This window comes from Streptomyces sp. NPDC050534, from assembly GCF_044457745.1.
Taxonomy (GTDB): Bacteria; Actinomycetota; Actinomycetes; order Streptomycetales; family Streptomycetaceae; genus Streptomyces.
Map to the genome: position 1 here is coordinate 96951 of NZ_JBITHF010000013.1, position 26154 is coordinate 123104.

At 71.6% G+C, this 26154-nt stretch carries 23 protein-coding genes; 11 read left to right on the plus strand and 12 right to left on the minus strand.

Features of this window, described 5'->3' with window-relative positions:
- Window positions 1-47: 47 nt before the first annotated feature.
- The 3 genes from ACIBN2_RS35820 to ACIBN2_RS35830 form a co-directional block, all read right to left on the minus strand.
- Entirely contained in the window at window positions 48-599 is a 552-nt protein-coding gene (locus tag ACIBN2_RS35820; RefSeq protein ID WP_399140799.1) for a two-component system response regulator, read from the minus strand.
- A 139-nt stretch (window positions 600-738) separates the two neighbouring features.
- Window positions 739-1089, minus strand: coding sequence for a chorismate mutase (locus tag ACIBN2_RS35825; protein WP_399140800.1), 351 nt, complete (start codon window positions 1087-1089; stop codon window positions 739-741).
- A 34-nt stretch (window positions 1090-1123) separates the two neighbouring features.
- Window positions 1124-2020 (minus strand): helix-turn-helix domain-containing protein, encoded by an 897-nt coding sequence (locus ACIBN2_RS35830; RefSeq protein ID WP_399140802.1) that lies wholly within the window; start codon window positions 2018-2020, stop codon window positions 1124-1126.
- A gap of 88 nt (window positions 2021-2108) precedes the next feature.
- Here ACIBN2_RS35830 and ACIBN2_RS35835 point away from each other — a divergent pair, with 88 nt between their 5' ends.
- Both ACIBN2_RS35835 and ACIBN2_RS35840 read left to right on the plus strand, forming a co-directional pair.
- Window positions 2109-3866 (plus strand): beta-galactosidase family protein, encoded by a 1758-nt coding sequence (locus tag ACIBN2_RS35835; protein ID WP_399140803.1) that lies wholly within the window; start codon window positions 2109-2111, stop codon window positions 3864-3866.
- Between the two features lie 49 nt (window positions 3867-3915).
- Complete coding sequence (locus tag ACIBN2_RS35840; RefSeq protein WP_399141038.1) at window positions 3916-4812, plus strand: hypothetical protein; 897 nt, start codon at window positions 3916-3918, stop codon at window positions 4810-4812.
- A gap of 62 nt (window positions 4813-4874) precedes the next feature.
- Here ACIBN2_RS35840 and ACIBN2_RS35845 read toward each other — a convergent pair whose 3' ends face one another.
- Window positions 4875-5780, minus strand: a complete 906-nt coding sequence (locus ACIBN2_RS35845; protein WP_399140805.1) for an SDR family oxidoreductase — start codon at window positions 5778-5780, stop codon at window positions 4875-4877.
- Window position 5781: 1 nt separating this feature from the next.
- A complete protein-coding gene (locus tag ACIBN2_RS35850; protein ID WP_399140807.1) occupies window positions 5782-6522 on the minus strand; it encodes an SDR family oxidoreductase in 741 nt (246 codons plus the stop codon).
- Window positions 6523-6576: 54 nt separating this feature from the next.
- Here ACIBN2_RS35850 and ACIBN2_RS35855 point away from each other — a divergent pair, with 54 nt between their 5' ends.
- The 5 genes from ACIBN2_RS35855 (at window position 6577) to ACIBN2_RS35875 (ending at window position 10735) form a co-directional block, all read left to right on the plus strand.
- A complete protein-coding gene (locus ACIBN2_RS35855; RefSeq protein ID WP_399140808.1) occupies window positions 6577-7338 on the plus strand; it encodes an enoyl-CoA hydratase family protein in 762 nt (253 codons plus the stop codon).
- Window positions 7335-8150, plus strand: a complete 816-nt coding sequence (locus ACIBN2_RS35860) for a CoA transferase subunit A (protein ID WP_399140810.1) — start codon at window positions 7335-7337, stop codon at window positions 8148-8150. The genes ACIBN2_RS35855 and ACIBN2_RS35860 overlap by 4 nt, the downstream gene beginning before the upstream one ends.
- Window positions 8147-8887, plus strand: coding sequence for a CoA-transferase subunit beta (locus ACIBN2_RS35865; protein WP_399140811.1), 741 nt, complete (start codon window positions 8147-8149; stop codon window positions 8885-8887). Before ACIBN2_RS35860 ends, ACIBN2_RS35865 begins: the two co-directional genes overlap by 4 nt.
- Window positions 8888-9032: 145 nt before the next feature.
- Window positions 9033-10097, plus strand: coding sequence for an NAD(P)H-dependent flavin oxidoreductase (locus tag ACIBN2_RS35870; protein ID WP_399141040.1), 1065 nt, complete (start codon window positions 9033-9035; stop codon window positions 10095-10097).
- On the plus strand, window positions 10094-10735 hold the full coding sequence (locus ACIBN2_RS35875) for an SIMPL domain-containing protein (RefSeq protein WP_399140813.1): 642 nt from the start codon (window positions 10094-10096) through the stop codon (window positions 10733-10735). The genes ACIBN2_RS35870 and ACIBN2_RS35875 overlap by 4 nt, the downstream gene beginning before the upstream one ends.
- A 67-nt stretch (window positions 10736-10802) precedes the next feature.
- Here the strand turns inward: ACIBN2_RS35875 and ACIBN2_RS35880 are convergent, their stop codons facing one another.
- From ACIBN2_RS35880 to ACIBN2_RS35890, 3 genes are read right to left on the minus strand one after another with little or no spacing between them, the layout of a single operon-like run.
- Complete coding sequence (locus ACIBN2_RS35880; protein WP_399140814.1) at window positions 10803-11960, minus strand: acetyl-CoA C-acetyltransferase; 1158 nt, start codon at window positions 11958-11960, stop codon at window positions 10803-10805.
- Window positions 11961-11983: 23 nt separating this feature from the next.
- Window positions 11984-12595 (minus strand): TetR/AcrR family transcriptional regulator, encoded by a 612-nt coding sequence (locus ACIBN2_RS35885; protein ID WP_399140816.1) that lies wholly within the window; start codon window positions 12593-12595, stop codon window positions 11984-11986.
- A 26-nt stretch (window positions 12596-12621) separates the two neighbouring features.
- Entirely contained in the window at window positions 12622-13413 is a 792-nt protein-coding gene (locus ACIBN2_RS35890; protein ID WP_399140817.1) for an SDR family oxidoreductase, read from the minus strand.
- A gap of 48 nt (window positions 13414-13461) precedes the next feature.
- Between ACIBN2_RS35890 and ACIBN2_RS35895 the strand changes: the two genes are divergently transcribed.
- Window positions 13462-14601: an acyl-CoA dehydrogenase family protein gene (locus tag ACIBN2_RS35895; protein ID WP_399140819.1), complete on the plus strand. Its 1140-nt coding sequence runs from the start codon at window positions 13462-13464 to the stop codon at window positions 14599-14601.
- A gap of 49 nt (window positions 14602-14650) precedes the next feature.
- Window positions 14651-15613, plus strand: coding sequence for an acyl-CoA dehydrogenase family protein (locus tag ACIBN2_RS35900; protein ID WP_399140820.1), 963 nt, complete (start codon window positions 14651-14653; stop codon window positions 15611-15613).
- On the opposite strand, the gene ACIBN2_RS35905 is transcribed toward ACIBN2_RS35900, so the two are convergent.
- Together ACIBN2_RS35905 and ACIBN2_RS35910 are read right to left on the minus strand one after the other, a co-directional pair.
- Complete coding sequence (locus ACIBN2_RS35905) at window positions 15588-17237, minus strand: cytochrome bc complex cytochrome b subunit (protein WP_399140822.1); 1650 nt, start codon at window positions 17235-17237, stop codon at window positions 15588-15590. The genes ACIBN2_RS35900 and ACIBN2_RS35905 overlap by 26 nt on opposite strands.
- 69 nt (window positions 17238-17306) lie before the next feature.
- Window positions 17307-18032 carry a vWA domain-containing protein gene (locus ACIBN2_RS35910; RefSeq protein ID WP_399140824.1) on the minus strand — a complete coding sequence of 242 codons (726 nt, stop codon included), beginning with the start codon at window positions 18030-18032 and terminating at the stop codon, window positions 17307-17309.
- Window positions 18033-18129: 97 nt separating this feature from the next.
- Between ACIBN2_RS35910 and ACIBN2_RS35915 the strand changes: the two genes are divergently transcribed.
- Together ACIBN2_RS35915 and ACIBN2_RS35920 are read left to right on the plus strand one after the other, a co-directional pair.
- Window positions 18130-19041: a rhomboid family intramembrane serine protease gene (locus ACIBN2_RS35915; RefSeq protein ID WP_399140826.1), complete on the plus strand. Its 912-nt coding sequence runs from the start codon at window positions 18130-18132 to the stop codon at window positions 19039-19041.
- 36 nt (window positions 19042-19077) lie between these two features.
- Window positions 19078-19983, plus strand: a complete 906-nt coding sequence (locus ACIBN2_RS35920; protein WP_399140828.1) for a chitosanase — start codon at window positions 19078-19080, stop codon at window positions 19981-19983.
- A 119-nt stretch (window positions 19984-20102) separates the two neighbouring features.
- On the opposite strand, the gene ACIBN2_RS35925 is transcribed toward ACIBN2_RS35920, so the two are convergent.
- Window positions 20103-21563, minus strand: a complete 1461-nt coding sequence (locus ACIBN2_RS35925; protein WP_399140829.1) for a glutamate synthase subunit beta — start codon at window positions 21561-21563, stop codon at window positions 20103-20105.
- Window positions 21556-26148: a glutamate synthase large subunit gene (gltB, locus tag ACIBN2_RS35930; RefSeq protein ID WP_399140831.1), complete on the minus strand. Its 4593-nt coding sequence runs from the start codon at window positions 26146-26148 to the stop codon at window positions 21556-21558. Before gltB ends, ACIBN2_RS35925 begins: the two co-directional genes overlap by 8 nt.
- Window positions 26149-26154 lie beyond the last annotated feature (6 nt).

Here is a 26154-nt window from a genome sequence, read left to right on the forward strand (position 1 = left end):
AGGCACAGGGGAAATCGGTACGCGGCCCGTGCCCGTTCCCCCTCGCGCTACGTCCGCTCCCCTTCGAACTTTCCGTTGTGCGCCCGGCCGGTGCGCCGGACGGGGAGATGGGCGTCCGGGTGGGACAGGGCGGGCGCGCGGGACACGGGGCCGCCGGGCTCGGCGTGATCCTTGACCAGGGCGCGCAGTTCGCGGACCTCCTGCTCCAGGTCGAGGAAGCGGCGGTGGGCGTCGTAGAGGTAGCGGACCTTGGTGCGCAGTGCCCAGGGGTCGATGGGCTTCATGACGAGGTCGGCGACGCCGAGTCCGAAGGCCGCGGAGGTCAGGAGGTGGTCGACGCCGAAGCCGGTGAGCAGGATGACCGGTATGTGCTGGGTCTGTTCCACCCGGCGCATGTAGCGGACCACGTCCAGGCCGCTGACGCCGGGCATGCGGACGTCGAGCAGCAGGAGGCCGACCTGCCCGCGGAGCACCTGCTTGAGGGCGTCGTCGCCGTTCGTGGCCCGTGCCAGCAGGTAGCCCAGCGGGGCCAGGGCGCTCTCCAGGGCGTACAGCGTGTCCTCGTGGTCGTCGACGATGAGGATCTTGGCATCCGGCATGGCCCGAGTCCCTCCCGCGTGGACAACCAGCTTATGACCGGAGTGCTGACGTGGCGTGCTCGTCAGCTGACAAGGAGTGCACAGCGCAGCATGCCCCCTGCCGGCCGTGCTGTCACGCCCCCTGTGGCATCTGCCGAGGTCAATTGGCCGTCTGCGCGGAGCCGTTCACGGTGTCCTCGGCGATGCGCTCGTGGTGACGGATCACTTCCGCGATGATGAAATTCAGGAACTTCTCAGCGAACGCCGGATCCAGCTTGGCGCTCTCCGCGAGGGCGCGCAGGCGCGCGATCTGGCGCGACTCACGGGCCGGGTCGGCGGGCGGCAGCCGGTGCGCGGCCTTGAGGTGGCCGACCTGCTGGGTGGCCTTGAAGCGCTCGGCGAGCATGTGGATGACGGCCGCGTCGATGTTGTCGATGCTGTCACGCAGCCGGGCGAGTTCCGTGCGGACGGCAGGGTCGACGTCCTGCGTGCCGGTGTTGCTGGTGGTCATGGGCGTCCACCCTAAGGGGCGGGCCCGGGTGCGATCATCCCCGCGGGCCGGGCGAGGGGCCGATCCTCGGCGGGTCGTCGGGGTCCGGCACGCGGTCGCTCCAGCCGCCGGGCACGGTGCGGTACTGCTGGGCGCGGAAGCGGACCGGGGGCATGCCGACGCGGCGGGTGAACAGGCGGGAGAAATAGGCCGGATCGTCGTAGCCGACGCGGCGGGCGACGGCGGCGACGGGCAGTTCGGTGGCGGCGAGGAGTTCCTTGGCGCGGCCGAGGCGGATGCCCAGCAGATAGTCCTTGGGGCTGCATCCGGCGCCGCGGCGGACGGCGGTGCGCAGTTCGGCCGGGGTCATGCCGTGCCGGGCGGCGTGCTCGGCGACCGACATCGGCAGACAGGCGTCGCGGGCGAGGGCCTTGAGGACGGGGTCGCCGTCGGGGGCGAGGTCCGCCCGGGCGCGGCGCAGGGCGACGAGGAGCTCGTGGACGGCGGCGCCGGTCTCGGCCTCCAGCAGGGGGTTGCCCTGGCGGGCGGCACGCGCGATGCGGCCGATCACGCCGCGCGGGCCCGAGGCGTCCGAGAGCGGCACGACGGGGCGGTCCGGCTCGATGTAGCCGAGCTCGGTGTACGGGGCGACGGCGGGCCCGGTGAAGACGACGAAGCCCTCGTCCCATCCGCCGTCGGGGCCGGCCCCGTAGTGGTGCGGCACTCCGGGGGTGAGCCACAGCAGCGCGGGCGCGGTGACGGCCGTACGGCGGCCGTCGGGTTCGAGGAACCAGCCGCCGCCCGCGCTGACGACGACGGCGACGTGGTGGTCGAGGGTGCGGGGGCCGACGGTGGGCAGCGCACCGTACTGCAGGCCGACGCCGAGGCAGACCAGGCCGAGCCGGTGGTGGGCCGGTCCGGGCGTGAAGAACCGCATCCAGGTGTGGTACATCCGCCCTCCTCGTGGCCGTGTTTCGGTCCAAGTAGCGGTGATCTTTGTCCATGGACGGGACGGCCGCAAAGGGGCGAGGGTTGAGCGCATGAGCGAGTTCGGGGTGGGGGACGCTGATTTCCTGCTGGACGGGCGGCCGGTGCGGCTGCTGTCCGGCGCGCTTCACTACTTCCGGGTGCACGAGGCGCACTGGGAGCACAGGCTGAGGATGCTGCGGGCGATGGGTCTCAACTGCGTGGAGACGTACGTCCCGTGGAACCTGCACGAGCCGCGGCCGGGCGAGCACCGGGACGTGCAGGCGCTCGGCCGCTTCCTGGACGCGGCCCGTCGGGCGGGGCTGTGGGCGATCGTGCGCCCGGGGCCGTACATCTGCGCCGAGTGGGAGAACGGCGGCCTGCCGCACTGGCTGACGGGCGAACTGGGCACGCGCGTGCGTACCCGCGACGAGACGTATCTGGGGTACGTGCGGGGCTGGTTCCGTCACCTGCTGCACGAGATCGTGCCCCGGCAGATCGACCGCGGCGGCCCCGTGATCATGGTGCAGGTCGAGAACGAGTACGGCAGCTACGGCTCGGACGCCGTCTATCTGCGCCGCCTCGCCGACCTGCTGCGGGAGCAGGGCGTCACGGTCCCGCTGGTCACCTCCGACGGCCCGGAGGACCACATGCTGACCGGCGGTTCGATCCCCGGTGTGCTCGCCACGGTGAACTTCGGCTCCCACGCGCGCGAGGCGTTCGAGGCGCTGCGCCGGCACCGCCCCGAAGGGCCGCTGATGTGCATGGAGTTCTGGTGCGGCTGGTTCGACCGCTGGGGCGGCGAGCACACCACCCGGGACGTCCGGGACGCCGCGGACGCCCTGCGGGAGATCCTGGAGTGCGGGGCCTCGGTCAATCTGTACATGGCGCACGGCGGCACCAGCTTCGCCGGCTGGGCGGGCGCCAACCGGGGCGGCGGCGACCTGCACGAGGGTCCCCTGGAGCCCGACGTGACGTCGTACGACTACGACGCCCCCATCGACGAGGCGGGACGTCCGACGGAGAAGTTCTGGCGCATGCGTGAGGTCCTCGCCGAGTACGCCGAGAGCCCGCTGCCCGAACCGCCGCCCCCGCCCGCGCCGTTGGGCGCGCCCGCCGAGGTGCGCCTGACCGGTTGGGCGCCCCTGGACGTCGTGCTGGAGGCGCGGGGCGGCCCGGAGAAGCCGGCTCCCGTGCCGCCCACCTTCGAGGAACTGGACGTGGACCGGGGTCTCGTGCGGTACGCCGTGACGGTGCCCGGCCCGCGGCAGCCGTATCCGCTGATCGCACGCGGCCTGCGGGACCTGGCCGTGGTGTACGTCGACGGCGAGCGGGCCGGTGTGCTCGGCGAGGGGGACGAGCAGCTCAAGGAGCCCGTCGCCGGGCACGCGCGCGTGGAGCTGTGGGTGGAGTCCCTGGGGCGGGTCAATTACGGGCCGCGCAGCGGCGAGCCCAAGGGCATCACCGGTGGTCTGCTGCACGAGCGGCAGTATCTGCACGACGTACGCGCGCGTGGACTGCGTCTGGACGCGCTCGACGACATCGGGGACGTGCCCTTCGGGCCTCCTCCAGAGGACGAGGGCCCGGGGCTGTACCGGGGCACCGTCACGGTGCGGGGCGCCGGCGACGCACGGCTCGAGCTGCCGGGCCGGACCCGTGGGTTCGTCTGGATCAACGGGTTCAACCTGGGCCGCTACTGGTCCGTCGGCCCGCAGCGCTCGCTGTACGTGCCCGGCCCGGTGCTGCGCGAGGGCGAGAACGAGGTGTGGCTGCTGGAGCTGGACGGTTCGGACCCGGCCGGGACGGGGAGCGTCTTGCTGCGGACGCTCTAGGGGACTCCCCGTAGAGTGGAACCGGGTGCAGGTCGTCTGGGGGTCAGGCGTGGCGAACGGCGGACCGGTCGAGCACGGCTTCCCACACCTGGAGAAGGTGCGGGACGCCATCACCGCGCTCTACAGGCGGTTGTCGTACGACACGATCCAGACGTTCTCCAGCAGCGTCGCCCCCGCCGACGTGGCCTTCGTCGACACGGACGACATCTATCTGGGCGCCCAGCGGGTGGCCCGCGAACTCGTGCGGCACTACCGCCTCCCGGACGCCCGCCTGATCGTCAGCTTCCGGGAGATGGAGCACGCGGCGAACATCGAACTCGCCGCGGGCCCCGAGTACTTCGTCGAGCTGAACGACCGCTTCCGCACCCATCGCCGCGACATCGGGGCCGCGCTGGCCCACGAGATCATGCACGTCTATCTGCACCGTCTGGACCTGTCGTTCCCCGGCACCCGCGACAACGAGATCCTCACGGACACGGCGACGACCTACCTGGGGGCGGGCTGGCTGCTGCTGGACGCCTACCGCGAGGACTCGGCGTCCTCCCAGAAGCTCGGCTATCTGACACCCGAGGAGTTCGGCTACGTCCTGGCGAAACGGGCGCTGATCTTCGACGAGGACCCGTCGATCTGGTTCACCAGCCCGCAGGCCTACGAGGCCTACAACCGCGGCATGGCCAAGGCCCGCCACGACGGGCAGCAGCCCCCGCTGACGGCGGCTGGCTGGGCGGGGCGGCGGCGCTACGCCCGCGATCGCCGGCACGCCCAGGACCAGCACGCCCCCGCGTCGCACCCCGGTGTGCCCTATTCGTTCAGCCCGGACGGGCGGGGGCCGCTGCGGGTGTCGTTCCCCTGCCCCACCTGCCATCAGCGGATCCGGGTGCCCGTGCGGGGGCGCGTGCGCGCGCGGTGCGGGTTGTGCCGGACCGTGCTGGAGTGCGACACGTAGTCGGCCGGGGCCGGCGCCAGGCACGGGGGCCGCCGCCCCCTTGCAGGCGCTGAGGGCCGCTCTCAGGCCCCGTACACCGCGCCCGGCGCCTCCGCCTCCGCGAGGAGTTTCAGGGCCGCCTCCCCCGCCTCCGCCGGGCTCCACCGGGCGCCCTTGTCGGCGCTCGGGCCGGGGCGCCAGCCCTCCATGACCGTGATCCGGCCGCCCTCCGCCTCGAAGACGCGGCCGGTCACGCCGGCACTCGCGGCGGAGCCGAGCCAGACGACGAGGGGGGAGACGTTCCCGGGGGCCATCGCGTCGAAGCCCGTGGCCGGTGCCGCCATCGTCCCGGCGAAGGTGCGTTCCGTCATCCGGGTCCGGGCCGCGGGCGCGATCGCGTTGACCTGGACGCCGTAGCGGGCGAGTTCGGCCGCCGCGACCAGTGTCAGCCCGACGATGCCCGCCTTCGCGGCGCTGTAGTTCCCCTGCCCCACCGACCCCAGCAGACCTGCTCCGCTGCTGGTGTTGACGACCCTCGCCGTCGGGGTGCGGCCCGCCTTCGCCTCCGAGCGCCAGTGCGCGGCGGCGTGCCTGAGCGGCAGGAAGTGGCCCTTGAGGTGCACGCGCATCACGGCGTCCCAGTCGTCCTCGTCGAGGTTGGCCAGCATCCGGTCGCGCAGGAAGCCCGCGTTGCAGACGAGGGTGTCGAGGCGGCCGTACGCCTCCAGGGCGGCCGCGATCAGGGACGCCGCCCCTTCGGTGGTCGCGATGTCGCCGCCGTGCGCGACCGCCTCGCCGCCCGCCGCGCGGATCTCGTCCACGACCTGCCCGGCCGGGCTGTCCGTGCCGGGCGCGCCGTCCAGCCCCACACCCAGGTCGTTCACCACGACCCGCGCCCCTTCCGCCGCGAACGCGAGCGCGTGCGCCCGTCCGAGGCCGCGCCCGGCACCGGTGACGACGACCACCCGCCCGTCGCAGATTCCGTTCATCTCACGCCTCCTTGTTGGCGGTTGCCGCATCGAGGAAGGCCGGCCGCTCCCCGCCCCCGTGCACGAGCAGGCTCGCCCCACTGATGTAGGCGGCCGAGTCCGAGGCGAGGAAGACGGCGGCGGCGCCGACGTCGGCGGGCGTGGCCATCCGGCCGAGCGGCACCGTGCGCGAGACGGCCTCGACGCCGTCCTCGTCGCCGTAGTGCAGAGCGGACAGCTCGGTGCGGACCATGCCGACGACGAGGGTGTTGACCCGGACCTCCGGCGCCCACTCCACGGCCATCGAGGTGGCGAGGTTCTCCAGGCCCGCCTTCGCCGCGCCGTAGGCCGCCGTGCCGGGAGAGGGGCGGGTGCCGCTCACGCTGCCGATCATCACCACCGACCCTCCGGCGCGCCGCAGTTGCTCGTACGCGGCGAGCGAGGCCGTCAGCGGGGTGATGAGGTTGAGCTCCATGACCCGGGCGTGCCATTCGGCCCCGGCCCGGTCGAGGCGGCGGTACGGAGCGCCGCCCGCGTTGTTCACCAGCACGTCGACCCGCGGCAGTCGGGCGAAGAAGGCGGCCACCGCCTCCGGATCGCGCAGGTCGACCGAAAAGAAGTCCGTTCCCTTGAGCGGCACTTGGGGCGGTCTGCGCGCGCACGTCACGACGTCGGCACCGGCCTCGGCGAAGGCCCTCGCGACCCCCGCCCCGACGCCGCGGGTACCGCCGGTGACGACCGCGACCTTCCCGTTCAGTCCCATGCGCGGCTACCCTTCACCTAACAAACGTTTGGTGGAAAGGTAGCTGATGCGCCCATGAGTGTCTCCACCTCGTCCCCGGAAAACGGGCCCGAAAAGAATGGAATCGCCGTCGTGACGGTCGACTTCCCCCCGGTGAACGCGCTGCCGGTGGACGGCTGGTACGCCCTGGCCGACGCCGTGCGCGCGTCCGGCCGCGACCCGCGGGTGCGGTGCGTGGTGCTGACCGCGGCGGGGCGGGGGTTCAACGCGGGCGTGGACATCAAGGAGATACAGGCCAAGGGGCAGAGCGCCCTGGTCGGCGCCAACCGCGGCTGCTACGAGGCGTTCGCGGCGGTGTACGAGTGCGCGGTGCCCGTCGTGGCGGCGGTGCAGGGCTTCTGCCTGGGCGGCGGCATCGGCCTGGTGGGCAACGCGGACGTGATCGTGGCCAGCGAGGACGCCGTCTTCGGCCTGCCCGAGCTGGACCGGGGCGCCCTGGGCGCGGCCACGCATCTGGCCCGCCTGGTCCCGCAGCACCTGATGCGCGCGCTGTACTACACCTCCGGCACCGTGAGCGCGGCCGAGCTGCACCGGCACGGCTCGGTGTGGCGGGTGGTCCCGCGCGAGGAACTGCACACGGCCGCAATGGAGTTGGCGCGGGAGATAGCCACCAAGGACGGCGAGCTGGTGCGGCTGGCCAAGGCCGCCATCAACGGCATCGACCCGGTCGACGTGCGCCGCAGCTACCGCTTCGAGCAGGGCTTCACCTACGAGGCGAGCACGCTCGGGGTCGCCGACCGGGTGCGGGACGGCTTCGGGAAGGAGGGCGTGCGGTGAGCGACAAGACGATGACCGCCGAGCAGGCCGTCTCCCGGCTGGAGAGCGGCATGACGCTCGGCATCGGCGGCTGGGGCTCGCGCCGCAAGCCCATGGCCCTGGTCAAAGCACTGCTGCGGTCCGGCGTCACGGACCTCACGGTGGTCTCCTACGGCGGCCCCGACGTCGGCATGCTCGCGGCCGCCGGCCGGATCCGGAAGCTGGTCGCCCCCTTCGTCACCCTCGACTCGATCCCTCTCGAACCGCGCTACCGCGCAGCCCGGGAGTCCGGCGCCTTCGAGCTGACGGAGCTCGACGAGGCGATGTTCATGTGGGGGCTGCACGCGGCGGCCAACCGGCTGCCGTTCCTGCCGGTGCGGGCCGGGATCGGCTCGGACGTGATGCGGGTCAACCCCGGCCTGCGGACGGTCACTTCGCCGTACGAGGACGGGGAGACGTTCGTGGCGGTGCCCGCCCTGCGCCTCGACGCGGCCCTGGTGCACGTCAACCGCGCCGACCGGCTGGGCAACGGGCAGTATCTGGGCCCGGACCCGTACTTCGACGACCTGTTCTGCGAGGCGGCGGACGCCGCGTACGTCAGCTGCGAACGGATCGTCGACACGGCCGAGTTGACGAAGGAGGCGGCGCCCCACACGCTGCTCGTCCAGCGGCACACGGTGACCGGCGTCGTGGAGGCCCCGAACGGCGCGCACTTCACCTCCTGCGCTCCCGACTACGGCCGGGACGAGGCGGCGCAACGGGAGTACGCGACCACCCCCTGGCCGGAGTTCGCCGAGCGGTACCTCACCTCGCCCGAGGGGGCCGGATCATGACCGACACCCGCGCCCCTCTTGCTCCGCCCACCCGCGCCGAGTACTGCGTGATCGCCTGCGCCGAGACCTGGCGGGACAACGGCGAGGTGCTGGCCAGCCCCATGGGCCTGATCCCCTCGGTCGGCGCCCGGCTGGCCCGGCTCACCTTCGCGCCGGATCTGCTGCTGACCGACGGCGAGGCACTGCTCGTCCGCCCGGACGGGACGGCCGAGGGCTGGCTGCCCTACCGCCGGCACCTCGCCCTGGTCACCGGTGGCCGGCGGCACGTGATGATGGGCGCGAGCCAGATCGACCGGTTCGGCAACCAGAACATCTCGTGCATCGGCGACTGGGCTCGGCCCAAGAGGCAGCTGCTGGGCGTGCGGGGCGCGCCGGTGAACACGCTGAACAATCCGACCAGTTACTGGGTCCCCAGGCACTCCCGGCGGGTCTTCGTCGAGCGGGTCGACATGGTGTGCGGAGTCGGCTACGACCACGCGGACGGGGCGCGCTACCACCGCATCCCGCGGGTCGTCTCCGACCTGGGCGTCTTCGACTTCGCCACGCCCGACCGCTCGATGCGGCTGGCCTCCCTGCACCCCGGCGTCACGGTGGAGCAGGTCAGGGAGGCGACCTCCTTCGACCTGGCCGTACCGGACGAGGTCCCGGCGACCCGCGAACCCACGGCCGAGGAGCTGCGCCTCGTCCGCGAGGTGATCGACCCCGGCAACACCCGGGACAGGGAGGTCGGTTCGTGAGGGAGGCGGGACCGCGCCCGGTCCCCGCGACGGCGAACGCGGGCACACAAGGCATCCCGGCCACAGCGGCCACGACCCCGGAACCACGCGACGTCCGCCACGTCATCGCCCCGAACACCACCCACACCCGAAAGGCCGGTTCGTGATGGAGACCGCGCTCACCCGCCTGGTCGGCGTGCGGCACCCGATCGTGCAGACGGGAATGGGCTGGGTGGCGGGACCGCGCCTGGTCTCCGCGACGGCGAACGCGGGCGCCCTCGGCATCCTGGCCTCCGCGACCATGACCCCCGACCGGCTGCGCGCGGCGATCCGGGAGATCAGGTCCCGCACCGACGCGCCCTTCGGAGTCAATCTCCGCGCCGACGCCTCGGACGCCGGCGACCGGGTGCGCATCATGATCGAGGAGGGCGTACGGGTGGCGTCCTTCGCGCTCGCCCCCTCCCCCGAGCTGATCGCGGAGCTGAAGGAGGCGGGCGTGGTGGTCATCCCCTCCGTCGGCGCCCGGCGGCACGCCGAGAAGGTCGCGGCCTGGGGCGCCGACGCCGTGATCGTGCAGGGCGGCGAGGGCGGAGGCCACACCGGCGAGGTCGCCACGACCGTCCTGCTGCCGCAGGTGGTGGACGCGGTGCGGATACCGGTCGTGGCGGCGGGCGGCTTCTTCGACGGACGGGGCCTGGTCGCGGCCCTGGCGTACGGGGCGGCGGGCGTCGCGATGGGCACGCGGTTCCTGCTCACCTCGGACTCGACGGTCCCGGACGCGGTGAAGGCGCGGTATCTGGCGGCGACGGTCAAGGACGTCACCGTGACGACGGCGGTGGACGGGCTGCCGCACCGCATGCTCCGCACGGACCTGGTGAACTCGCTGGAGAACTCCGGCCGCACGAGGACCCTGATGCGCGCCGTGCGCCGGGCGGCGGGGTTCCGGAAGCTCTCGGGCCTCACCTGGCGGCAGATGGTGCGCGAAGGACTCGCCCTGCGGCACGGCAAGGAGCTGTCCTGGAGCCAGGTCCTGCTCGCCGCGAACACCCCGATGCTGCTCAAGTCGGCCATGGTGGACGGCCGTTGGGACCTCGGGGTGATGGCGTCGGGACAGGTCGCGGGAGTCATCGAGGACCTGCCCTCGTGTGCGGAACTGGTGAACAGGATGATGGCGCAAGCGGCGGAAATCGTGGGCGCGCTGTCCGCGGGCGGTGCTTCAATGCGCGCATGACGGAGACGATCAAAGAGCCCTGGGGCCTCAGTGTTTTCGGTGCGGGCAGCGTGCGGGTCGAACCGCAGCTCGTCCGGGTGAAGTTGACGGTGGATGTACTGGAACCCCTGCCGGACAAGGCGTTCCAGGAGGCGGGCGCGGCCGTGGCACGGCTGCGCGAGGTGCTGCGCGGGCACGAGATACCGGACGCGTCGGTGTCGGGCTCGCGGCTCAAACTCAGCTCGGACTACGACGGTTACGGCGGCGAGCGGAAGTTCCTCGGCTACCGCTGCCGGGCCTCGTACGTCATCGAGACCGAGGCGCTCGACGACCTCCAGCAGCTGATCGTGGACGCCGTCGACGCCGGGGCGCACCAGATCGAGAGCGTCGAGTTCGACGTGCACGACAAGCCGGCACTGCGGGACGAGGCGCGGCGCAAGGCGGTGGCGGCCGCCCGGCGCAAGGCGGAGGTCTACACCGAGGCGGCCGGGGCGCGGATCGGTCCGGTGGTGCACATCCAGGACGTCGACTCGGAGTCGTACGAGTTCCGCCAGTACCGCGGCCACGGCGGCGGGGGCGGCAACTCGTCGGGCGATCTGGCGCCGGGCATGGTGGAGGTGTCGGCGGGCGTGCTGCTGGGCTTCGCCCTCGGCCGCTGACGCCCGCGCCGCTGAGCCCCTGGGCCGCTGACGCCCGCGGCCGCCGCCGTACGGTCTCGTCGCCGTCTCACAACCGCTCGATGATCGTGACGTTGGCCTGGCCACCGCCTTCGCACATCGTCTGAAGGCCCAACCGGCCGCCGGTGCGCTCCAGTTCGTGCAGGAGGGTCGTCATCAGCCTGGTGCCGGTCGCGCCGAGCGGATGGCCGAGTGCGATCGCGCCGCCGTTGACGTTGACCCTCTCCGGGTCGGCGCCGGTCTCCTTCAGCCAGGCGAGGACGACCGGCGCGAAGGCCTCGTTGATCTCGACGAGGTCGATGTCGTCGATGCTCAGGCCGGTCTTCTTCAGGGCGTGGGCGGTGGCCGGTATCGGCGCGGAGAGCATCCGGATCGGGTCCTCGCCGCGTACGGAGAGGTGGTGCACGCGTGCGCGTGGCGTGAGCCCGTGCTCGCGCACCGCCCGCTCCGAGGCGAGCAGCATCGCCGCCGCCCCGTCGGAGACCTGCGAGGAGCAGGCGGCGGTGATGGTGCCACCGTCGAGGACCGGCCTCAGCCCGGCCATCTTCTCCAGGGAGGTGTCCCGGCGCGGCCCCTCGTCGACACCGACCTCGCCGTACGCGACGGTCTCCCGCTCGAAGCGGCCCTCGTCGATGGCCCTCAGCGCCCGCCGGTGGGAGCGCAGCGCGAACTCCTCCTGGTCCTGCCGGGTGATGCCCCATTTCGCGGCGATCATCTCGGCCCCGGCGAACTGGTTCACGGGCCGGTCCCCGTACCGCGCGCGCCAGCCCTCGCTGCCCGCGAACGGCCCCTGCGTGAAGCCCAGCGGCTCGGCGGCCTGGCGGGTGGCGAAGGCGATCGGGATCTGCGACATGTTCTGCACGCCGCCCGCGACCACCAGGTCCTGCGTGCCGGACAGCACGCCCTGCGCCGCGAAGTGCACGGCCTGCTGCGAGGAGCCGCACTGCCGGTCGACCGTCACGCCCGGTACCTCCTCGGGCAGTCCGGCCGCCAGCCAGCAGGTCCGCGCGATGTCCCCGGCCTGCGGTCCCACCGCGTCCAGACAGCCGAACACGACGTCCTCGACGGCCGCCGGGTCCACGCCCGCGCGCGCGACCAGCTCCCCCAGCACATGCGCACCGAGATCGGCCGGGTGGACCCCGCTCAGCCCGCCTCCGCGCCGTCCGACGGGCGTGCGGACCGCTTCGACGATGTAGGCCTCGGCCATGGCGACTCCCTCAGCAGAAAGGACTATGCGCGTACGGCGATCCCGTCCAGCACCATCGACAGGTACTGCCGGGCGATCTCCTCCGGGCTGTGCTGTCCGCCCGGCCGGTACCAGGACGCGGCCACCCACACGGTGTCGCGCACGAAACGGTAGGTGAGCCGGACGTCGAGGTCGGCACGGAAGACCTGGGCGGCGACCCCGCGCTCCAGCGTGGACAGCCACGCCTTCTCGAACCTGCGCTGCGACTCGGCGAGAAACGCGAACCGCTCCTGCGCGACCAGCTGCTTGCTCTCCTTCTGGTAGATCGCGACGGCGGCGCGGTGCCGGTCGATCTCCCGGAACGACTCGGTGACCAGGGCCTCCAGGGTCTCCCGCGGCCCCGACTCGGCCTCCAGGACGGCGTCGTAGCCGCCCCAGAGCTCGTCCAGGAAGGTGCGCAGGATCTCCTCCAGCATCGATTCCTTGGAGTCGAAGTGGTAGTAGAGGCTGCCCGCGAGCATGCCCGCGTGGTCCGCGATCTTGCGTACGGTGGTGGCGTTGTAGCCCTGCTCGGCGAAGACCTCGGCGGCGGTGTCGAGGAGTTCACGGCGCCTGGCGGGGGCGGCGGTCACCTGGGGCTTCTTCTTGGTCGGCACGGTTCCATTGTGGTCTGCTCCGGTCCTCAGGGGTGCCGGCTGCTGACGGAGACGACTTCCCCCGTCATGTACGAGGAGTAGCCGGACGCCAGGAACACGATCACGTTGGCCACCTCCCAGGGCTCGGCGTACCGCCCGAAGGCCTCGCGCGCGGTGAGCTCCTCCAGCAGCTCGGGCGTCGTCACCTTCACCAGGTGCGGATGCATGGCGAGGCTCGGCGAGACGGCGTTGACCCGCACGCCGTATTCGGCGGCCTCCATCGCCGCGCACCGGGTCAGCGCCATCACGCCCGCCTTCGCGGCGGCGTAGTGCGCCTGCCCGGCCTGGGCGCGCCAGCCGACCACGGAGGCGTTGTTGACGATCACTCCGCCGCGGCCGTCCGCCCGCAACAGTCGCAGTGCCGCCCGGGTGCAGCGGAAGGTGCCGTTCAGCGTCACGTCCAGGACGCGGGTCCACTGCTCGTCGGTCATGTCGGCGAGGTCCGAAGTGCCGCCCAGGCCCGCGTTGTTGACCACCACGTCCAGCCGCCCGTGCGCCTCTGCGGCCGTCTCGAACAGCGCACGCACCTGGCTCTCGTCGGTGACGTCGCAGGGCAGCGCCGCCACCGACGACGCCCCGAACTCGCCCGCCAGCTCCGCCTCGTGCTCCTTCAGCCGCCGTGTGTGCGCGTCGCTGATCAGCACGCGCGCACCCTCCTCCAGGAAGCGCCGTGCGGTCGCGCCGCCGATGCCCGCGCCGGCGGCCGCGGTGATGACGGCGGTCCGCCCCTTCAGCAGCCCGTGTCCCGGTTCGTACACAGGGCTCTCGACGGCTGTCATGACACCACGCTAACCTACCAAACACTTGTTAGGGAAGGATGGCCGCCGATGGATCTCGCCTTCACGCAGGAAGAGGAGGCCTTCCGCGCCGAGGCCAGGGACTGGCTCGCGGCCCGTGTGCGCACCGCTCCCCTGCCGTCGCTGGAGACCGCGGAGGGCTTCGCGGCGCACCGCGCATGGGAGGCGGAGCTGGCCGCGGACCGCTGGTCGGTCGTCAACTGGCCGGAGGCGTACGGCGGCAGGGACGCCGGGCTGATCCGCTGGCTGATCTTCGAGGAGGAGTACTGGGCGGCGGGCGCGCCGGGGCGGGTCGGGCAGAACGGGATCAGTCTGCTCGCGCCGACCCTCTTCGACCACGGCACGGCGGAGCAGCGGGCGCGGGTGCTGCCGCCCATGGCCACCGGCGACGTCGTCTGGGCGCAGGCGTGGTCGGAGCCGGAGGCGGGCTCGGACCTGGCGTCGCTGCGGTCCAGGGCGGTGCGCTCGGACGGCGGCTGGCTGCTGAGCGGGCAGAAGACGTGGTCCTCGCGGGCCGCCTTCGCGGACCGGGCCTTCGGCCTCTTCCGCAGCGAGCCCGGCCTGCCGAAGCCCCACCAGGGCCTGACCTACCTGATGTTCGACCTGCGCGCCCCCGGCGTCACGGTCCGGCCGATCGGCCGCCTCGACGGGAAGCCGGCGTTCGCGGAGCTGTTCCTGGACGGGGTGTTCGTACCGGACGAGGACGTGATCGGCACCCCCGGCGAGGGCTGGCGCATCGCCATGTCGGCGGCGGGCAACGAGCGGGGGCTGATGCTGCGCGCCCCCGGCCGCTTCCTCGCCGCCGCCGGCCGCCTGCGCGGACTCTGGACGGAGCGGGGCTGCCCGCAGCACGCACGCGACCGCGTGGCCGACGCCCTGATCGGCGCCCGCGCCTACCAGCTCTTCACCTACGCGGCCGCCTCCCGCTTCCTGGAGGGCGGCAGACTCGGCCCGGAGTCCAGCCTGAACAAGGTCTTCTGGTCGGAGCTGGACCTCGCCCTGCACGAGACGGCGCTCGATCTGCTGGACGGGGACGGCGAGTTGGCGGACACGGACTGGTCCGAGGGCTACGTCTTCTCCCTCGCGGGCCCCGTCTACGCGGGCACCAACGAGATCCAGCGCGACATCATCGCCGAGCGCCTGCTGGGCCTGCCGAAGGGACGCCGCTGATGCGCGGGGCGCCCGAAGGCGCCCCGAGGGCCGGAAAGGAACGTCCCTGATGCGCTTCTCGCTCGACGCCGAACAGCGGGCCTTCGCCGACTCGCTGGACTCGATGCTCACGGCGGCGGACACTCCGTCGGTCGTCCGGGACTGGAGCCACGGCGACCACGCGAGCGGGCGCGCGCTGTGGTCCCGTGTCGCCGAGGCGGGCGTCTTCTCGCTCGCGGTCCCGGAGGAGTACGGCGGCGTGGGCGTTCGCCCCGTCGAACTCGTCCTCGCCTTCGTCGAGTTGGGACGGCACGCGGTGCCGGGCCCCCTGGTGGAGACGGTCGCAGCGGCGGCCCTGTTCACCGAACCGGGCCCGGCCGCCAAAGGTCTGCTCCCGCCGCTGGCGTCGGGCGAGGCGATGGTGACGCTGGCGCCCGAAGGGTCGTACGCACTGGATGCGGACGTGGCGGCCACCCGGCTCTCCCTGACGCCCGACGGCGTGCGGCTAGCCCCCGGTCACGGCCCGCTGCGGACGTCGCTCGACCCGGCCCGCCGGCTCGCTCCCCTGGCGCCGGGCGGGGAGTTGCTCGCCGCCGCGCCGTCCAGCGGGCAGGCCCTGGCCTACGCCCGCCTCACCACCGCCGCCCAGGCCCTGGGCGTCGGTCTCGCCCTCCTGGACCGCACCGTCGCGTATGTCGGGCAGCGCACCCAGTTCGGCGTCCCCATAGGCTCGTTCCAGGCCGTCAAGCATCGCCTGGCCGACGCGAAGATCGCGTTGGAGTTCGCGCGGCCGGTTCTCCTCGGCGCAGCGTCGACCCTCGCACCCGCCGACATCGCCGCCGCCAAGGTCACCGCGTGCGAGGCGGCGTACGCCACGGCCCGTGCCGCGCTGCAGCTGCACGGCGCGATCGGGTACACCGCCGAGTACGACCTGTCCCTGTGGCTGACCAAGGCCCGCGCTCTGCGCAGCGCCTGGGGCGCGCCCCAGGAGTGCCGGGACGTCGTGGTCAGTGGTGGTGATCGCCGCTGGTGAGCTCGCGGTACTCCTCCGCCGTCGGCTTCGGGATGCGCGAGTCCGAGCCGAACATGGCCCGGGCCAGCTGCGCCCGCACCCGCTGGGAGATCGCGACCGGCCGCCGCACGCCGTTGGCATCGACCCGCGGACCGATCTCGTACGGCGGATTCTGCTCGTGCTGGGTGAGCGTGAACAGCTCGTCCTGCGCGAGGGGTTCGTGGACCTCGACGAACTCGCCGTGCGGCAGCCGCCTGATCGTGCCGCTCTCCCTGCCGTGCAGCACCTTGTCCCGGTCCCGGCGCTGAAGACCCATGCAGACCCGCTTGGTGATCACGAACGCGGCCACCGGCCCCAGGAAGAACGCGATCCGCACGAACCAGGTGATCGCGTTGATGGACAGATGCAGCTGCGTGGCCACGATGTCGTTGCCGCCGCCGATCAGCAGCACCGCGTACAGGGTCAGCCAGGCCACGCCCAGGCCGGTGCGGACGGGCACGTTGCGCGGCCGGTCCAGGATGTGCTGCTCACGCCTGTCGCCGGTGATCCACGCCTCGACGAAGGGATACAGCCCGAGGGCGAGCAGGATCAGCGGGAAGAGGGAGAACGGGATGAGGACGCCGGGCACCAGCGTGTGGCCCCAGATGTTGATCTCCCATCCCGGCATCACCCGGATCAGGCCCTCGGAGAAGCCGAGGTACCAGTCGGGCTGGGCTCCGGTGGTGACCAGGTCGGGCCGGTACGGCCCGAAGGCCCACACCGGGTTGATGCTCGCGATGCCACCCATGATCGCCAGTACGCCGAAGACGAGGAAGAAGAAGCCGCCCGCCTTCGCCATGTACACCGGCAGGAAGGGCATGCCGACCACGGTCTTCTGGTCCCGTCCGGGCCCCGGGTACTGCGTGTGCTTGTGGTAGAAGACCAGGATCAGATGGGCGACCACCAGGCCCAGCATGATCCCGGGAAGCAGCAGGACGTGGACCGGGAACAGCCGCGAGATGATGTCGTGCCCGGGGAACTCGCCGCCGAACATGAACATCGACAGATACGTCCCGACGATCGGGATCGACAGGATCGCGCCGTCGGCGAAGCGGATGCCCGTGCCGGACAGCAGGTCGTCGGGGAGCGAGTAGCCGGTCAGGCCGGTGATGATGCCGAGCATCAGCAGGGTCCAGCCGAAGAGCCAGTTGATCTCGCGCGGCTTGCGGAACGCGCCGGTGAAGAACACCCGCATCATGTGCACCAGCATGCCGGTGACGAAGACCAGCGCCGCCCAGTGGTGGATCTGCCGGATCAGCAGCCCGCCGCGCACGTCGAAGCTGATGTCGAGCGTGGACTCGTAGGCCCGCGTCATCGAGATGCCGTTGAGCGGGGTGTACGAGCCGTGGTAGATCACCTCGACGCCGCTCGGCTCGAAGAACAGGGTGAGATAGATGCCGGTGAGGATCAGGATGATGAAGCTGTAGAGGCAGATCTCCCCGAGCATGAAGGACCAGTGGTCCGGGAAGACCTTGCGCATGTTGGCCCTGGCCAGCCCGTAGAGCCCCAGCCGCCCGTCGGCCCAGTCGGCGACCCGCTCACCCGCGCCGGCCGGCTCCCTCCGTGCGGAGCTCGCCGTTTCGTTCCCCGATCGTGCGCCGTCCATACGTTCGTCGCCTCCCCGTCGGATCATCCTCAGGGTGGCACGAGGGACTGGCCCAGGCCAACGGTGCGGTCAGGACGGCGGCAGGATCCCCTGTGCCCGCGCCGCCACCAGCCATTTCGGGAACTCCCCGACCAGCCGGTCGTACAGCTCCCCGTCGGGCACCCCGGCGAGGTCCGGACCGGCGTGGAAGAACCCGGCGTTGTCCACCACCCGCCGGTCCGGCACCGCCAGTTCGTCGAGCCTGCGCAGGAAGTCGAACTGCTTGCTGCCCGGGTCCCCGAAGCCCACGAACTGCCAGAACAACGGCAGCTTCGCGGCCTTGCACAGATACCGTTCGGCGGCGGGCTTGTTGATCGGTCCGCCGTCGGTCTGGAAGACGACGAGGGCGGGGGCCGTGGAGCCGCTGTCGAGGTAGTGGTCGATCACGGCGTCCATCGCCAGGTGGTAGCTGGTCCTGCCCATGTGCCCGAGCCCGGCCACGATCCGCTCGATACGGCCCTCGTGGCCGGCCAGCGCGATGTCGGTCTCGGCGTCGACGTCCGTCGAGAAGAAGACCACCGGCACGCGTCCGTCGTCGTCGAGATGCGCGGACAGCCCGAGCACCCGGTCGGCGAGCGCCTGCACACTGCCGTCGTCGTAGTACGGCTTCATGGAGCCGGAGTAGTCGACCACGAGGTAGACCGCGGCCCGCACGCCCTCCATGCCGTTCCGGTGCAGTGAGACCCCCGCGCTCTTGTACAGGCTGACCAGCGCGGGCGCGGTCTCCTCGACCTTCTTGAGACTGATCGCAACCATGGCCCCTACTCTCCCATCCGTCACCGGTGTTCGTTATTTTGTTCGCCGCCGTCCCCACCGGCTCACCGTCCGTCCCACACCTTCCGAGGAGCCGGCTGTGGAACCCGAGTCCGCCGTCACCACCTGCTACCGCCATCCCAAGGTCGAGTCCCACGTACGCTGCACCCGCTGCGACCGCTTCATCTGCCCGGACTGCATGCGTGAGGCGGCCGTCGGCCACCAGTGCGTGGAGTGCGTGCAGGAGGGCGCGCGGTCGGTGCGCCAGGCGCGCACGGTCTTCGGCGGCCGGATCTCGGCCGTGCCCGTGGTGACGTACATCCTGATCGGGCTCAACGTGCTCGCGTACCTGGGCGAGTTGGTGCGTCCGGCGATCGTGGACCGCTTCGAGATGCTGGGCCGCGGTCTCGCCGGGCCGGACGGCGGACACTACGTGTGGCAGGCCAACTACCCCTCGGACTACCACGCGGAAGGTCTCGTCGACGGCGAGTGGTACCGGCTGCTGACCGGCGCCTTCCTCCATCTCCCGGTCGCCGAGGGGACGTTCGGGATCCTGCACATCGTGATGAACATGGTGTCGCTGTGGAACATCGGCCGGGTGGTGGAGAGCCAGCTGGGCCGGGTCCGCTACGTCACGCTGTATCTGCTGTCCGCCCTCGGCGGCTCGGTCCTGGTCCTGCTGATCGCGCCCGACACCCCCACGCTCGGCGCCTCCGGCGCGATCTTCGGGCTCGGGGCGGCGTACTACGTGATGGCCCGCCGTCTCGGCGCCGACATGAGCACCGTCAACCGCTTCATGGCGGGCCTGCTGCTGTGGCTGCTGATCTCCGCCGGCCTCACCTCCTGGCAGGGCCACCTCGGCGGCCTGCTGGCGGGCGGCGTGGTGACACTGGCGTACGCCTACGCGCCCCGGGACCAGCGCCGCAACCTCGTCCAGGCCGGTACCTGCGTCGCCCTGCTGGCGCTGCTGGTGGTGCTGAGCATGGCGAAGGTCGCGGAGCTGACCGTGTGATCGAATCATGAAAGATGTGCACGTAATGTGTGCTTCATGAAACGTGCCGGCTGTCTGCTGCTCGCGGCCCTCCCCGTGGTCATCACGGCGGGCGTCTACGTCCTCACACCCGCGCACTCCGACGACGGCACCCCGAAGACGTCCGTGTCCGCGGCGCAGCACGGCGCCGCGGACGCCAAGAGCCGGGCCGAGAAGGAGCGGGCGCAGGACGACGAGGTGATCGCCGACCTGCCGCCCGGCCTCGCCGCCCCGGCCAAGAAGGAGCTGGCCCAGAAGCTGGTCGCGAGCGCCGAGAACTCGACGCTGAACTGGCGCAGCGCGTACGGCTACATCGAGGACATCGGCGACGGCCAGGGCTACACGGCCGGCATCATCGGCTTCTGCACCGGCACGCACGACCTGCGCACCCTGGTCGAGCGCTACACCAGGGCCCACCCCGGCAACGGCCTCGCCAGGTACCTCCCCGCCCTGCGCGAGGTCGACGGCACCGACTCCCACAAGGGCCTCGACCCGGGCTTCACGGCCGCGTGGAAGGCGGAGGCCGGGCTGCCGGCCTTCCGCGAGGCGCAGGACGAGGAACGCGACCGCGTCTACTTCGACCCGGCCGTCCGCCTCGCCAAGCTCGACGGCCTCGGCACACTCGGCCAGTTCATCTACTACGACGCCATGGTCTTCCACGGCCCCGGCACCGGCCCCACCAGCTTCTACGGCCTGCGCGAGCGCGCCATGCGCGAGGCGGACACCCCGTCCCAGGGCGGCTCCGAGAAGAACTACCTCGACATCTTCCTGGACATCCGCGTCAAGGCCATGAAGGCCAAGAAGGCCGGCATCGACACCTCCCGCGTCGACACGGCCCAGCGGCAGTTCCTCTACGACGGGAACCTGAGCCTGCGCACGCCGCTGACGTGGCGGGTGTACGGGGAGACGTACAAGGTGCCGTAGCCGTCCGCGCATATGCGACGGCGCCCGCCCATAGTCCGGTCGGGGACTTGTGGGGCGGGCGCCGTCGGTGTTCCGTACGCCGTTGTACGGGACGTCTGTTGGTGCTTCCTGAGAGGCCGTCAGGCCATCAGGGAGCGGTCCGTCGGGCGGATCGGGGCCGGCAGGTCGCTGGTGCCGGTCAGGAAGCGGTCGGCTCCCTTGGCGGCCGAGCGGCCCTCGGCGATCGCCCACACGATGAGCGACTGGCCGCGGCCCGCGTCACCGGCGACGAAGACACCGGGGACGTTGGTCCCGAAGTCGGCGTCGCGGGCGATGTTGCCGCGCTCGTCGAGCTCCAGGCCGAACTGCTCGACCAGGCCGTTCTCCCGGTCGGTACCGGTGAAGCCCATGGCGAGGGTGACCAGCTGGGCGGGGATCTTGCGCTCCGTGCCCGGCTTCGGGGTCAGCCTGCCGTCGACGAACTCGACCTCGGTGAGGTGCAGCCACTGGACGTTGCCGTCCTCGTCGCCCTCGAAGTGGGTGGTGGAGACGGAGTAGACCCGCTCGCCGCCCTCCTCGTGCGCCGAGGTGACCTTGTAGAGCATCGGGAAGGTCGGCCAGGGCTGGCCCGGGTTCCGCTCCTCGCCCGGGCGGGGCATGATCTCCAGCTGCGTGACGGAGGCCGCGCCCTGGCGGTGGGCGGTGCCCACGCAGTCCGCGCCGGTGTCGCCGCCGCCGATGACCACGACGTGCTTGCCCTCGGCCGAGATCGGCGAGGTGACGTAGTCGCCCTCCTGGACCTTGTTGGACAGGGGCAGGTACTCCATGGCCTGGTAGATGCCCTTGAGCTCGCGGCCGGGGACCGGGAGGTCACGGGCGGTCGTCGCACCGGCGGCGATGACGACCGCGTCGTAGCGCTTCTTCAGGTCGGTCGCCTTGAGGTCGCGGCCGATCTCGATGCCCGTACGGAAGCGGGTGCCCTCCGCGCGCATCTGCTCGATACGGCGGTTGATGTGCCGCTTCTCCATCTTGAACTCGGGGATGCCGTAGCGCAGCAGGCCGCCGATGCGGTCGGCGCGCTCGTAGACGGCGACGGTGTGGCCGGCCCGGGTCAGCTGCTGGGCGGCGGCCAGGCCCGCCGGGCCCGAGCCGATGACGGCGACGGTCTTGCCGGACAGGCGCTCGGGGATCTGCGGGGCGACGTCCCCGGTCTCCCACGCCTTGTCGATGATCGAGACCTCGACGTTCTTGATGGTGACCGGCGGCTGGTTGATGCCGAGCACGCACGCCGACTCGCAGGGGGCCGGGCAGAGGCGACCGGTGAACTCCGGGAAGTTGTTGGTCGCGTGCAGGCGCTCGGAGGCGGCCGCCCAGTCCTCGCGGTAGGCGTAGTCGTTCCACTCGGGGATCAGGTTCCCCAGCGGACAGCCGTTGTGGCAGAACGGGATGCCGCAGTCCATGCAGCGGCTGGCCTGCTTGCTGATGATCGGCAGCAGGGAGCCGGGGACGTAGACCTCGTTCCAGTCCTTGACGCGCTCGGTGACGGGGCGGGTCTTGGCGACCTCACGGCCGTGGTTCAGGAAGCCCTTCGGGTCAGCCATTGATCGCCGCCTCCATCATCTTCTCGGTGATCTCGGTCTCGGTGAGACCGGCTCGCTCGGCGGCGTCCTTGGCGGCGAGCACTGCCTTGTACGTGCTGGGGATGATCTTGCTGAAGCGCTCCACGGCGGTGTCCCACTCGGCGAGCAGCTTCTCCGCGACCGTGGACCCCGTCTCCTCCTGGTGCCGGCGCACGACGTCGTGCAGCCACTGCTTGTCGGAGTCGTCGAGGGCCTCGACGGCGCCCACGTTGCCGGCGTTGACGTTGTCGGCGTCCAGGTCGATCACGTACGCGATGCCACCGGACATGCCGGCCGCGAAGTTGCGGCCCGTCTCGCCGAGCACCACCGCGTGACCGCCGGTCATGTACTCGCAGCCGTGGTCGCCCACGCCCTCGGAGACGACCAGCGCACCGGAGTTGCGGACGCAGAACCGCTCGCCCGTACGACCGCGCAGGAACAGCTCGCCGCCGGTCGCGCCGTAGGCGATGGTGTTGCCCGCGATCGTCGAGAACTCGGCGAGGTGGTCGGCGCCCCGGTCCGGGCGGACGATCACGCGGCCGCCGGACAGGCCCTTGCCGACGTAGTCGTTGGCGTCGCCCTCCAGGCGCAGCGTGACACCGCGCGGCAGGAAGGCGCCGAAGGACTGGCCCGCCGAGCCGGTGAAGGTGATGTCGACGGTGTCGTCGGGCAGGCCCGCGCCGCCGAACTTCTTCGTCACCTCGTGGCCGAGCATGGTGCCGACCGTGCGGTTGATGTTGCGGATCTGGACCTGGGCGCGCACCGGCTGGGCGTCGGTCGCGGAGTCCGCGGCCAGGGCGTCGGCGGCGAGCTTGATCAGCTCGTTGTCGAGCGCCTTCGTGAGGCCGTGGTCCTGCTCGATCAGCTGGTGGCGCACCGCGCCCTCGGGCAGCTCGGGCACGTGGAACAGCGGCTCGAGGTTCAGGCCCTGGGCCTTCCAGTGGTCGACCGCGCGGGTCACGTCGAGCGTCTCGGCGTGTCCGACGGCCTCCTCGATGGTGCGGAAGCCCAGCTCGGCGAGGATCTCGCGGACCTCTTCGGCGATGTACTGGAAGAAGTTGACGATGTACTCGGCCTTGCCGGTGAAGCGGTCGCGCAGGGTCGGGTTCTGCGTGGCGATGCCGACCGGGCAGGTGTCCAGGTGGCAGACGCGCATCATGACGCAGCCGGAGACGACGAGCGGCGCGGTCGCGAAACCGAACTCCTCGGCGCCGAGCAGCGCGGCGATGACGACGTCACGGCCGGTCTTGAGCTGGCCGTCCGTCTGGACCACGATGCGGTCGCGCAGGCCGTTGAGCAGCAGGGTCTGCTGGGTCTCGGCGAGGCCCAGCTCCCACGGGCCGCCGGCGTGCTTGAGCGACGTCAGCGGGGACGCGCCCGTACCGCCGTCGTGACCCGAGATCAGCACGACGTCCGCGTGCGCCTTCGACACACCCGCGGCGACCGTGCCGACGCCGACCTCCGAGACCAGCTTGACGTGAATCCGCGCCTGCGGGTTCGCGTTCTTCAGGTCGTGGATCAGCTGGGCCAGGTCCTCGATGGAGTAGATGTCGTGGTGCGGCGGCGGGGAGATCAGACCGACACCCGGCGTCGAGTGACGGGTCTTCGCGACCCACGGGTAGACCTTGTGGCCGGGCAGCTGGCCGCCCTCGCCGGGCTTGGCGCCCTGGGCCATCTTGATCTGGATGTCGTCCGCGTTGACCAGGTACTCGGAGGTCACGCCGAAGCGGCCGGAGGCGACCTGCTTGATGGCGGACCGGCGGGCCGGGTCGTACAGCCGGTCCGGGTCCTCGCCGCCCTCACCGGTGTTGGACTTGCCGCCCAGCTGGTTCATGGCGATGGCGAGCGTCTCGTGCGCCTCGCGCGAGATGGAGCCGTAGGACATGGCGCCGGTGGAGAACCGCTTGACGATCTCGGTGACCGGCTCGACCTCGTCGATGGAGATCGGCTCGCGGTCCGACTTGAAGCCGAACAGGCCGCGCAGCGTCATCAGGCGCTCGGACTGCTCGTTGACGCGCTCGGTGTACTTCTTGAAGACGTCGTAGCGGCCGGTGCGCGTGGAGTGCTGGAGGCGGAAGACCGTCTCCGGGTCGAACAGGTGCGGCTCGCCCTCGCGGCGCCACTGGTACTCGCCGCCGATGTCGAGGGCGCGGTGGGCCGGCGCGATGCCGGAGGCCGGGTACGCCTTCGCGTGGCGGGCGGCGACCTCCTTGGCGATGACGTCGAGGCCGACACCGCCGATCTTGGTGGCCGTGCCGTTGAAGTACTTCTCGACGAAGGTCTCGTCGAGACCGACGGCCTCGAAGACCTGGGCGCCGCGGTAGGAGGCGACGGTCGAGATGCCCATCTTGGACATGACCTTCAGCACGCCCTTGCCGAGGGCGTAGATCAGGTTGCGGATCGCCTGCTCGGCCTCTATGTCCGTCAGGAAGGTGCCGGCGCGGACCAGGTCCTCGACGGACTCCATGGCCAGGTACGGGTTGACCGCCGCGGCGCCGAAGCCGATGAGCAGGGCGACGTGGTGGACCTCGCGGACGTCACCGGCCTCGACCAGCAGGCCCACCTGCGTGCGCTGCTTGGTGCGGATGAGGTGGTGGTGGACGGCCGCGGTGAGCAGCAGCGACGGGATCGGCGCGTGCTCGGCGTCCGAGTGGCGGTCCGACAGCACGATCAGCCGGGCGCCGTTCTCGATGGCGGCGTCGGCCTCGGCGCAGATCTCGTCGATGCGCGCGGCGAGGGAGTCACCGCCGCCGGAGACCCGGAACAGGCCGGAGAGGGTCGCGGCCTTGAAGCCGGGCATGTCGCCGTCGGCGTTGATGTGGATGAGCTTGGCCAGCTCGTCGTTGTCGATCACCGGGAAGGGCAGCAGGACCGAGCGGCAGGAGGCGGCCGACGGGTCGAGCAGGTTGCCCGAGGGACCCAGCGACGAACGCAGCGAGGTGACGAGCTCCTCGCGGATGGCGTCCAGCGGCGGGTTGGTGACCTGCGCGAACAGCTGGGTGAAGTAGTCGAAGAGCAGCCGCGGACGGTCGCTCAGCGCGGCGATCGGCGAGTCCGTGCCCATCGAGCCGATCGGCTCGGCCCCGGCCTTGGCCATCGGCGCGAGGATGACGCGCAGCTCCTCCTCGGTGTAACCGAAGGTCTGCTGGCGGCGGGTGACCGAGGCGTGGGTGTGGACGATGTGCTCGCGCTCGGGCAGGTCGCCCAGCTCGATCTCGCCGGCCTCGATCCACTCGGCGTACGGCTGCTCGTCGGCGAGGGTCGCCTTGATCTCGTCGTCCTCGATGATGCGGTGCTCGACCGTGTCGACGAGGAACATGCGGCCGGGCTGCAGCCGGCCCTTGCGCACGACCTTGGCGGGGTCGATGTCGAGGACGCCGACCTCGGAGCCGAGGACGACCAGGCCGTCGTCGGTGACCCAGTAGCGGCCGGGGCGCAGACCGTTGCGGTCGAGGACCGCGCCGACCTGCTTGCCGTCGGTGAAGGTGACACAGGCCGGGCCGTCCCAGGGCTCCATCATCGTGGAGTGGAACTGGTAGAAGGCGCGCCGGGCCGGGTCCATGGAGTCGTGGTTCTCCCACGCCTCCGGGATCATCATCAGCACGGAGTGCGGCAGCGAACGGCCGCCCAGGTGCAGCAGTTCGAGCACCTCGTCGAAGGACGCCGAGTCGGAGGCGTCCGGCGTGCAGATCGGGAAGAGGCGGTCCATGCCCTTGTCCCCGAACAGCTCGGAGACGAGCTGCGACTCGCGGGCGACCATCCAGTTGCGGTTGCCCTTGACGGTGTTGATCTCACCGTTGTGCGCGACGAAGCGGTAGGGGTGCGCGAGCGGCCACGACGGGAAGGTGTTCGTGGAGAAGCGCGAGTGGACCAGCGCGATGGCCGAGGCGAAGCGCCGGTCGGACAGGTCCGGGAAGAACGGCTCCAGCTGGCCGGTCGTCAGCATGCCCTTGTAGACGATCGTGCGGGCCGAGAGCGACGGGAAGTAGACACCGGCCTCGCGCTCGGCGCGCTTGCGCAGCGCGAAGGCCTTGCGGTCGAGGGCGATGCCCTCGCTCGCGCCGTCCGCCACGAAGATCTGCCGGAAGGCGGGCATCGTCGAACGGGCGGTGGCGCCGAGCAGTTCCGGGGCGACCGGAACCTCGCGCCAGCCGAGCACCGTGAGGCCCTCCTCGGCGGCGATCGTCTCGATGCGTGAGACGGAGGCCTCGGTGCCCTCCTCGGGCAGGAAGGCGATACCGACGGCGTACGCACCGGCCTCGGGCAGCTCGAAATCAGCCACCTCACGGAAGAAGGCGTCGGGCACCTGCGAGAGCAGGCCGGCGCCGTCGCCGGAGTCGGGCTCGGAGCCCGTGGCGCCGCGGTGCTCGAGGTTGCGCAGCACCGTCAGGGCCTGTTCGACCAGGGTGTGGGACGCCTCGCCGGTGAGGGTGGCCACGAAGCCGACGCCGCACGCGTCTCGTTCGTTGCGGGGGTCGTACATACCCTGCGCAGCAGGGCGAGCATCCATGAAGGACCAGTTCTGGCCATTCGCGGAATGCTGGGACGGCTGGCGCGGCGTACGCATCGGCTC

Bases quoted from the DNA above. Each gene is read 5' to 3' on its own strand.
- ACIBN2_RS35905 (WP_399140822.1), bottom strand. From the start codon at position 17,237: ATGGACGGCGCACGATCGGGGAACGAAACGGCGAGCTCCGCACGGAGG.
- ACIBN2_RS35895 (WP_399140819.1), top strand. From the start codon at position 13,462: ATGGATCTCGCCTTCACGCAGGAAGAGGAGGCCTTCCGCGCCGAGGCC.
- ACIBN2_RS35870 (WP_399141040.1), top strand. From the start codon at position 9,033: ATGGAGACCGCGCTCACCCGCCTGGTCGGCGTGCGGCACCCGATCGTG.
- ACIBN2_RS35875 (WP_399140813.1), top strand. From the start codon at position 10,094: ATGACGGAGACGATCAAAGAGCCCTGGGGCCTCAGTGTTTTCGGTGCG.
- ACIBN2_RS35820 (WP_399140799.1), bottom strand. From the start codon at position 599: ATGCCGGATGCCAAGATCCTCATCGTCGACGACCACGAGGACACGCTG.
- ACIBN2_RS35925 (WP_399140829.1), bottom strand. From the start codon at position 21,563: ATGGCTGACCCGAAGGGCTTCCTGAACCACGGCCGTGAGGTCGCCAAG.
- ACIBN2_RS35825 (WP_399140800.1), bottom strand. From the start codon at position 1,089: ATGACCACCAGCAACACCGGCACGCAGGACGTCGACCCTGCCGTCCGC.
- ACIBN2_RS35900 (WP_399140820.1), top strand. From the start codon at position 14,651: ATGCGCTTCTCGCTCGACGCCGAACAGCGGGCCTTCGCCGACTCGCTG.
- gltB (WP_399140831.1), bottom strand. From the start codon at position 26,148: ATGCGTACGCCGCGCCAGCCGTCCCAGCATTCCGCGAATGGCCAGAAC.
- ACIBN2_RS35890 (WP_399140817.1), bottom strand. From the start codon at position 13,413: ATGACAGCCGTCGAGAGCCCTGTGTACGAACCGGGACACGGGCTGCTG.
- ACIBN2_RS35850 (WP_399140807.1), bottom strand. From the start codon at position 6,522: ATGGGACTGAACGGGAAGGTCGCGGTCGTCACCGGCGGTACCCGCGGC.
- ACIBN2_RS35855 (WP_399140808.1), top strand. From the start codon at position 6,577: ATGAGTGTCTCCACCTCGTCCCCGGAAAACGGGCCCGAAAAGAATGGA.
- ACIBN2_RS35865 (WP_399140811.1), top strand. From the start codon at position 8,147: ATGACCGACACCCGCGCCCCTCTTGCTCCGCCCACCCGCGCCGAGTAC.
- ACIBN2_RS35910 (WP_399140824.1), bottom strand. From the start codon at position 18,032: ATGGTTGCGATCAGTCTCAAGAAGGTCGAGGAGACCGCGCCCGCGCTG.
- ACIBN2_RS35920 (WP_399140828.1), top strand. From the start codon at position 19,078: ATGAAACGTGCCGGCTGTCTGCTGCTCGCGGCCCTCCCCGTGGTCATC.
- ACIBN2_RS35835 (WP_399140803.1), top strand. From the start codon at position 2,109: ATGAGCGAGTTCGGGGTGGGGGACGCTGATTTCCTGCTGGACGGGCGG.
- ACIBN2_RS35845 (WP_399140805.1), bottom strand. From the start codon at position 5,780: ATGAACGGAATCTGCGACGGGCGGGTGGTCGTCGTCACCGGTGCCGGG.
- ACIBN2_RS35880 (WP_399140814.1), bottom strand. From the start codon at position 11,960: ATGGCCGAGGCCTACATCGTCGAAGCGGTCCGCACGCCCGTCGGACGG.
- ACIBN2_RS35830 (WP_399140802.1), bottom strand. From the start codon at position 2,020: ATGTACCACACCTGGATGCGGTTCTTCACGCCCGGACCGGCCCACCAC.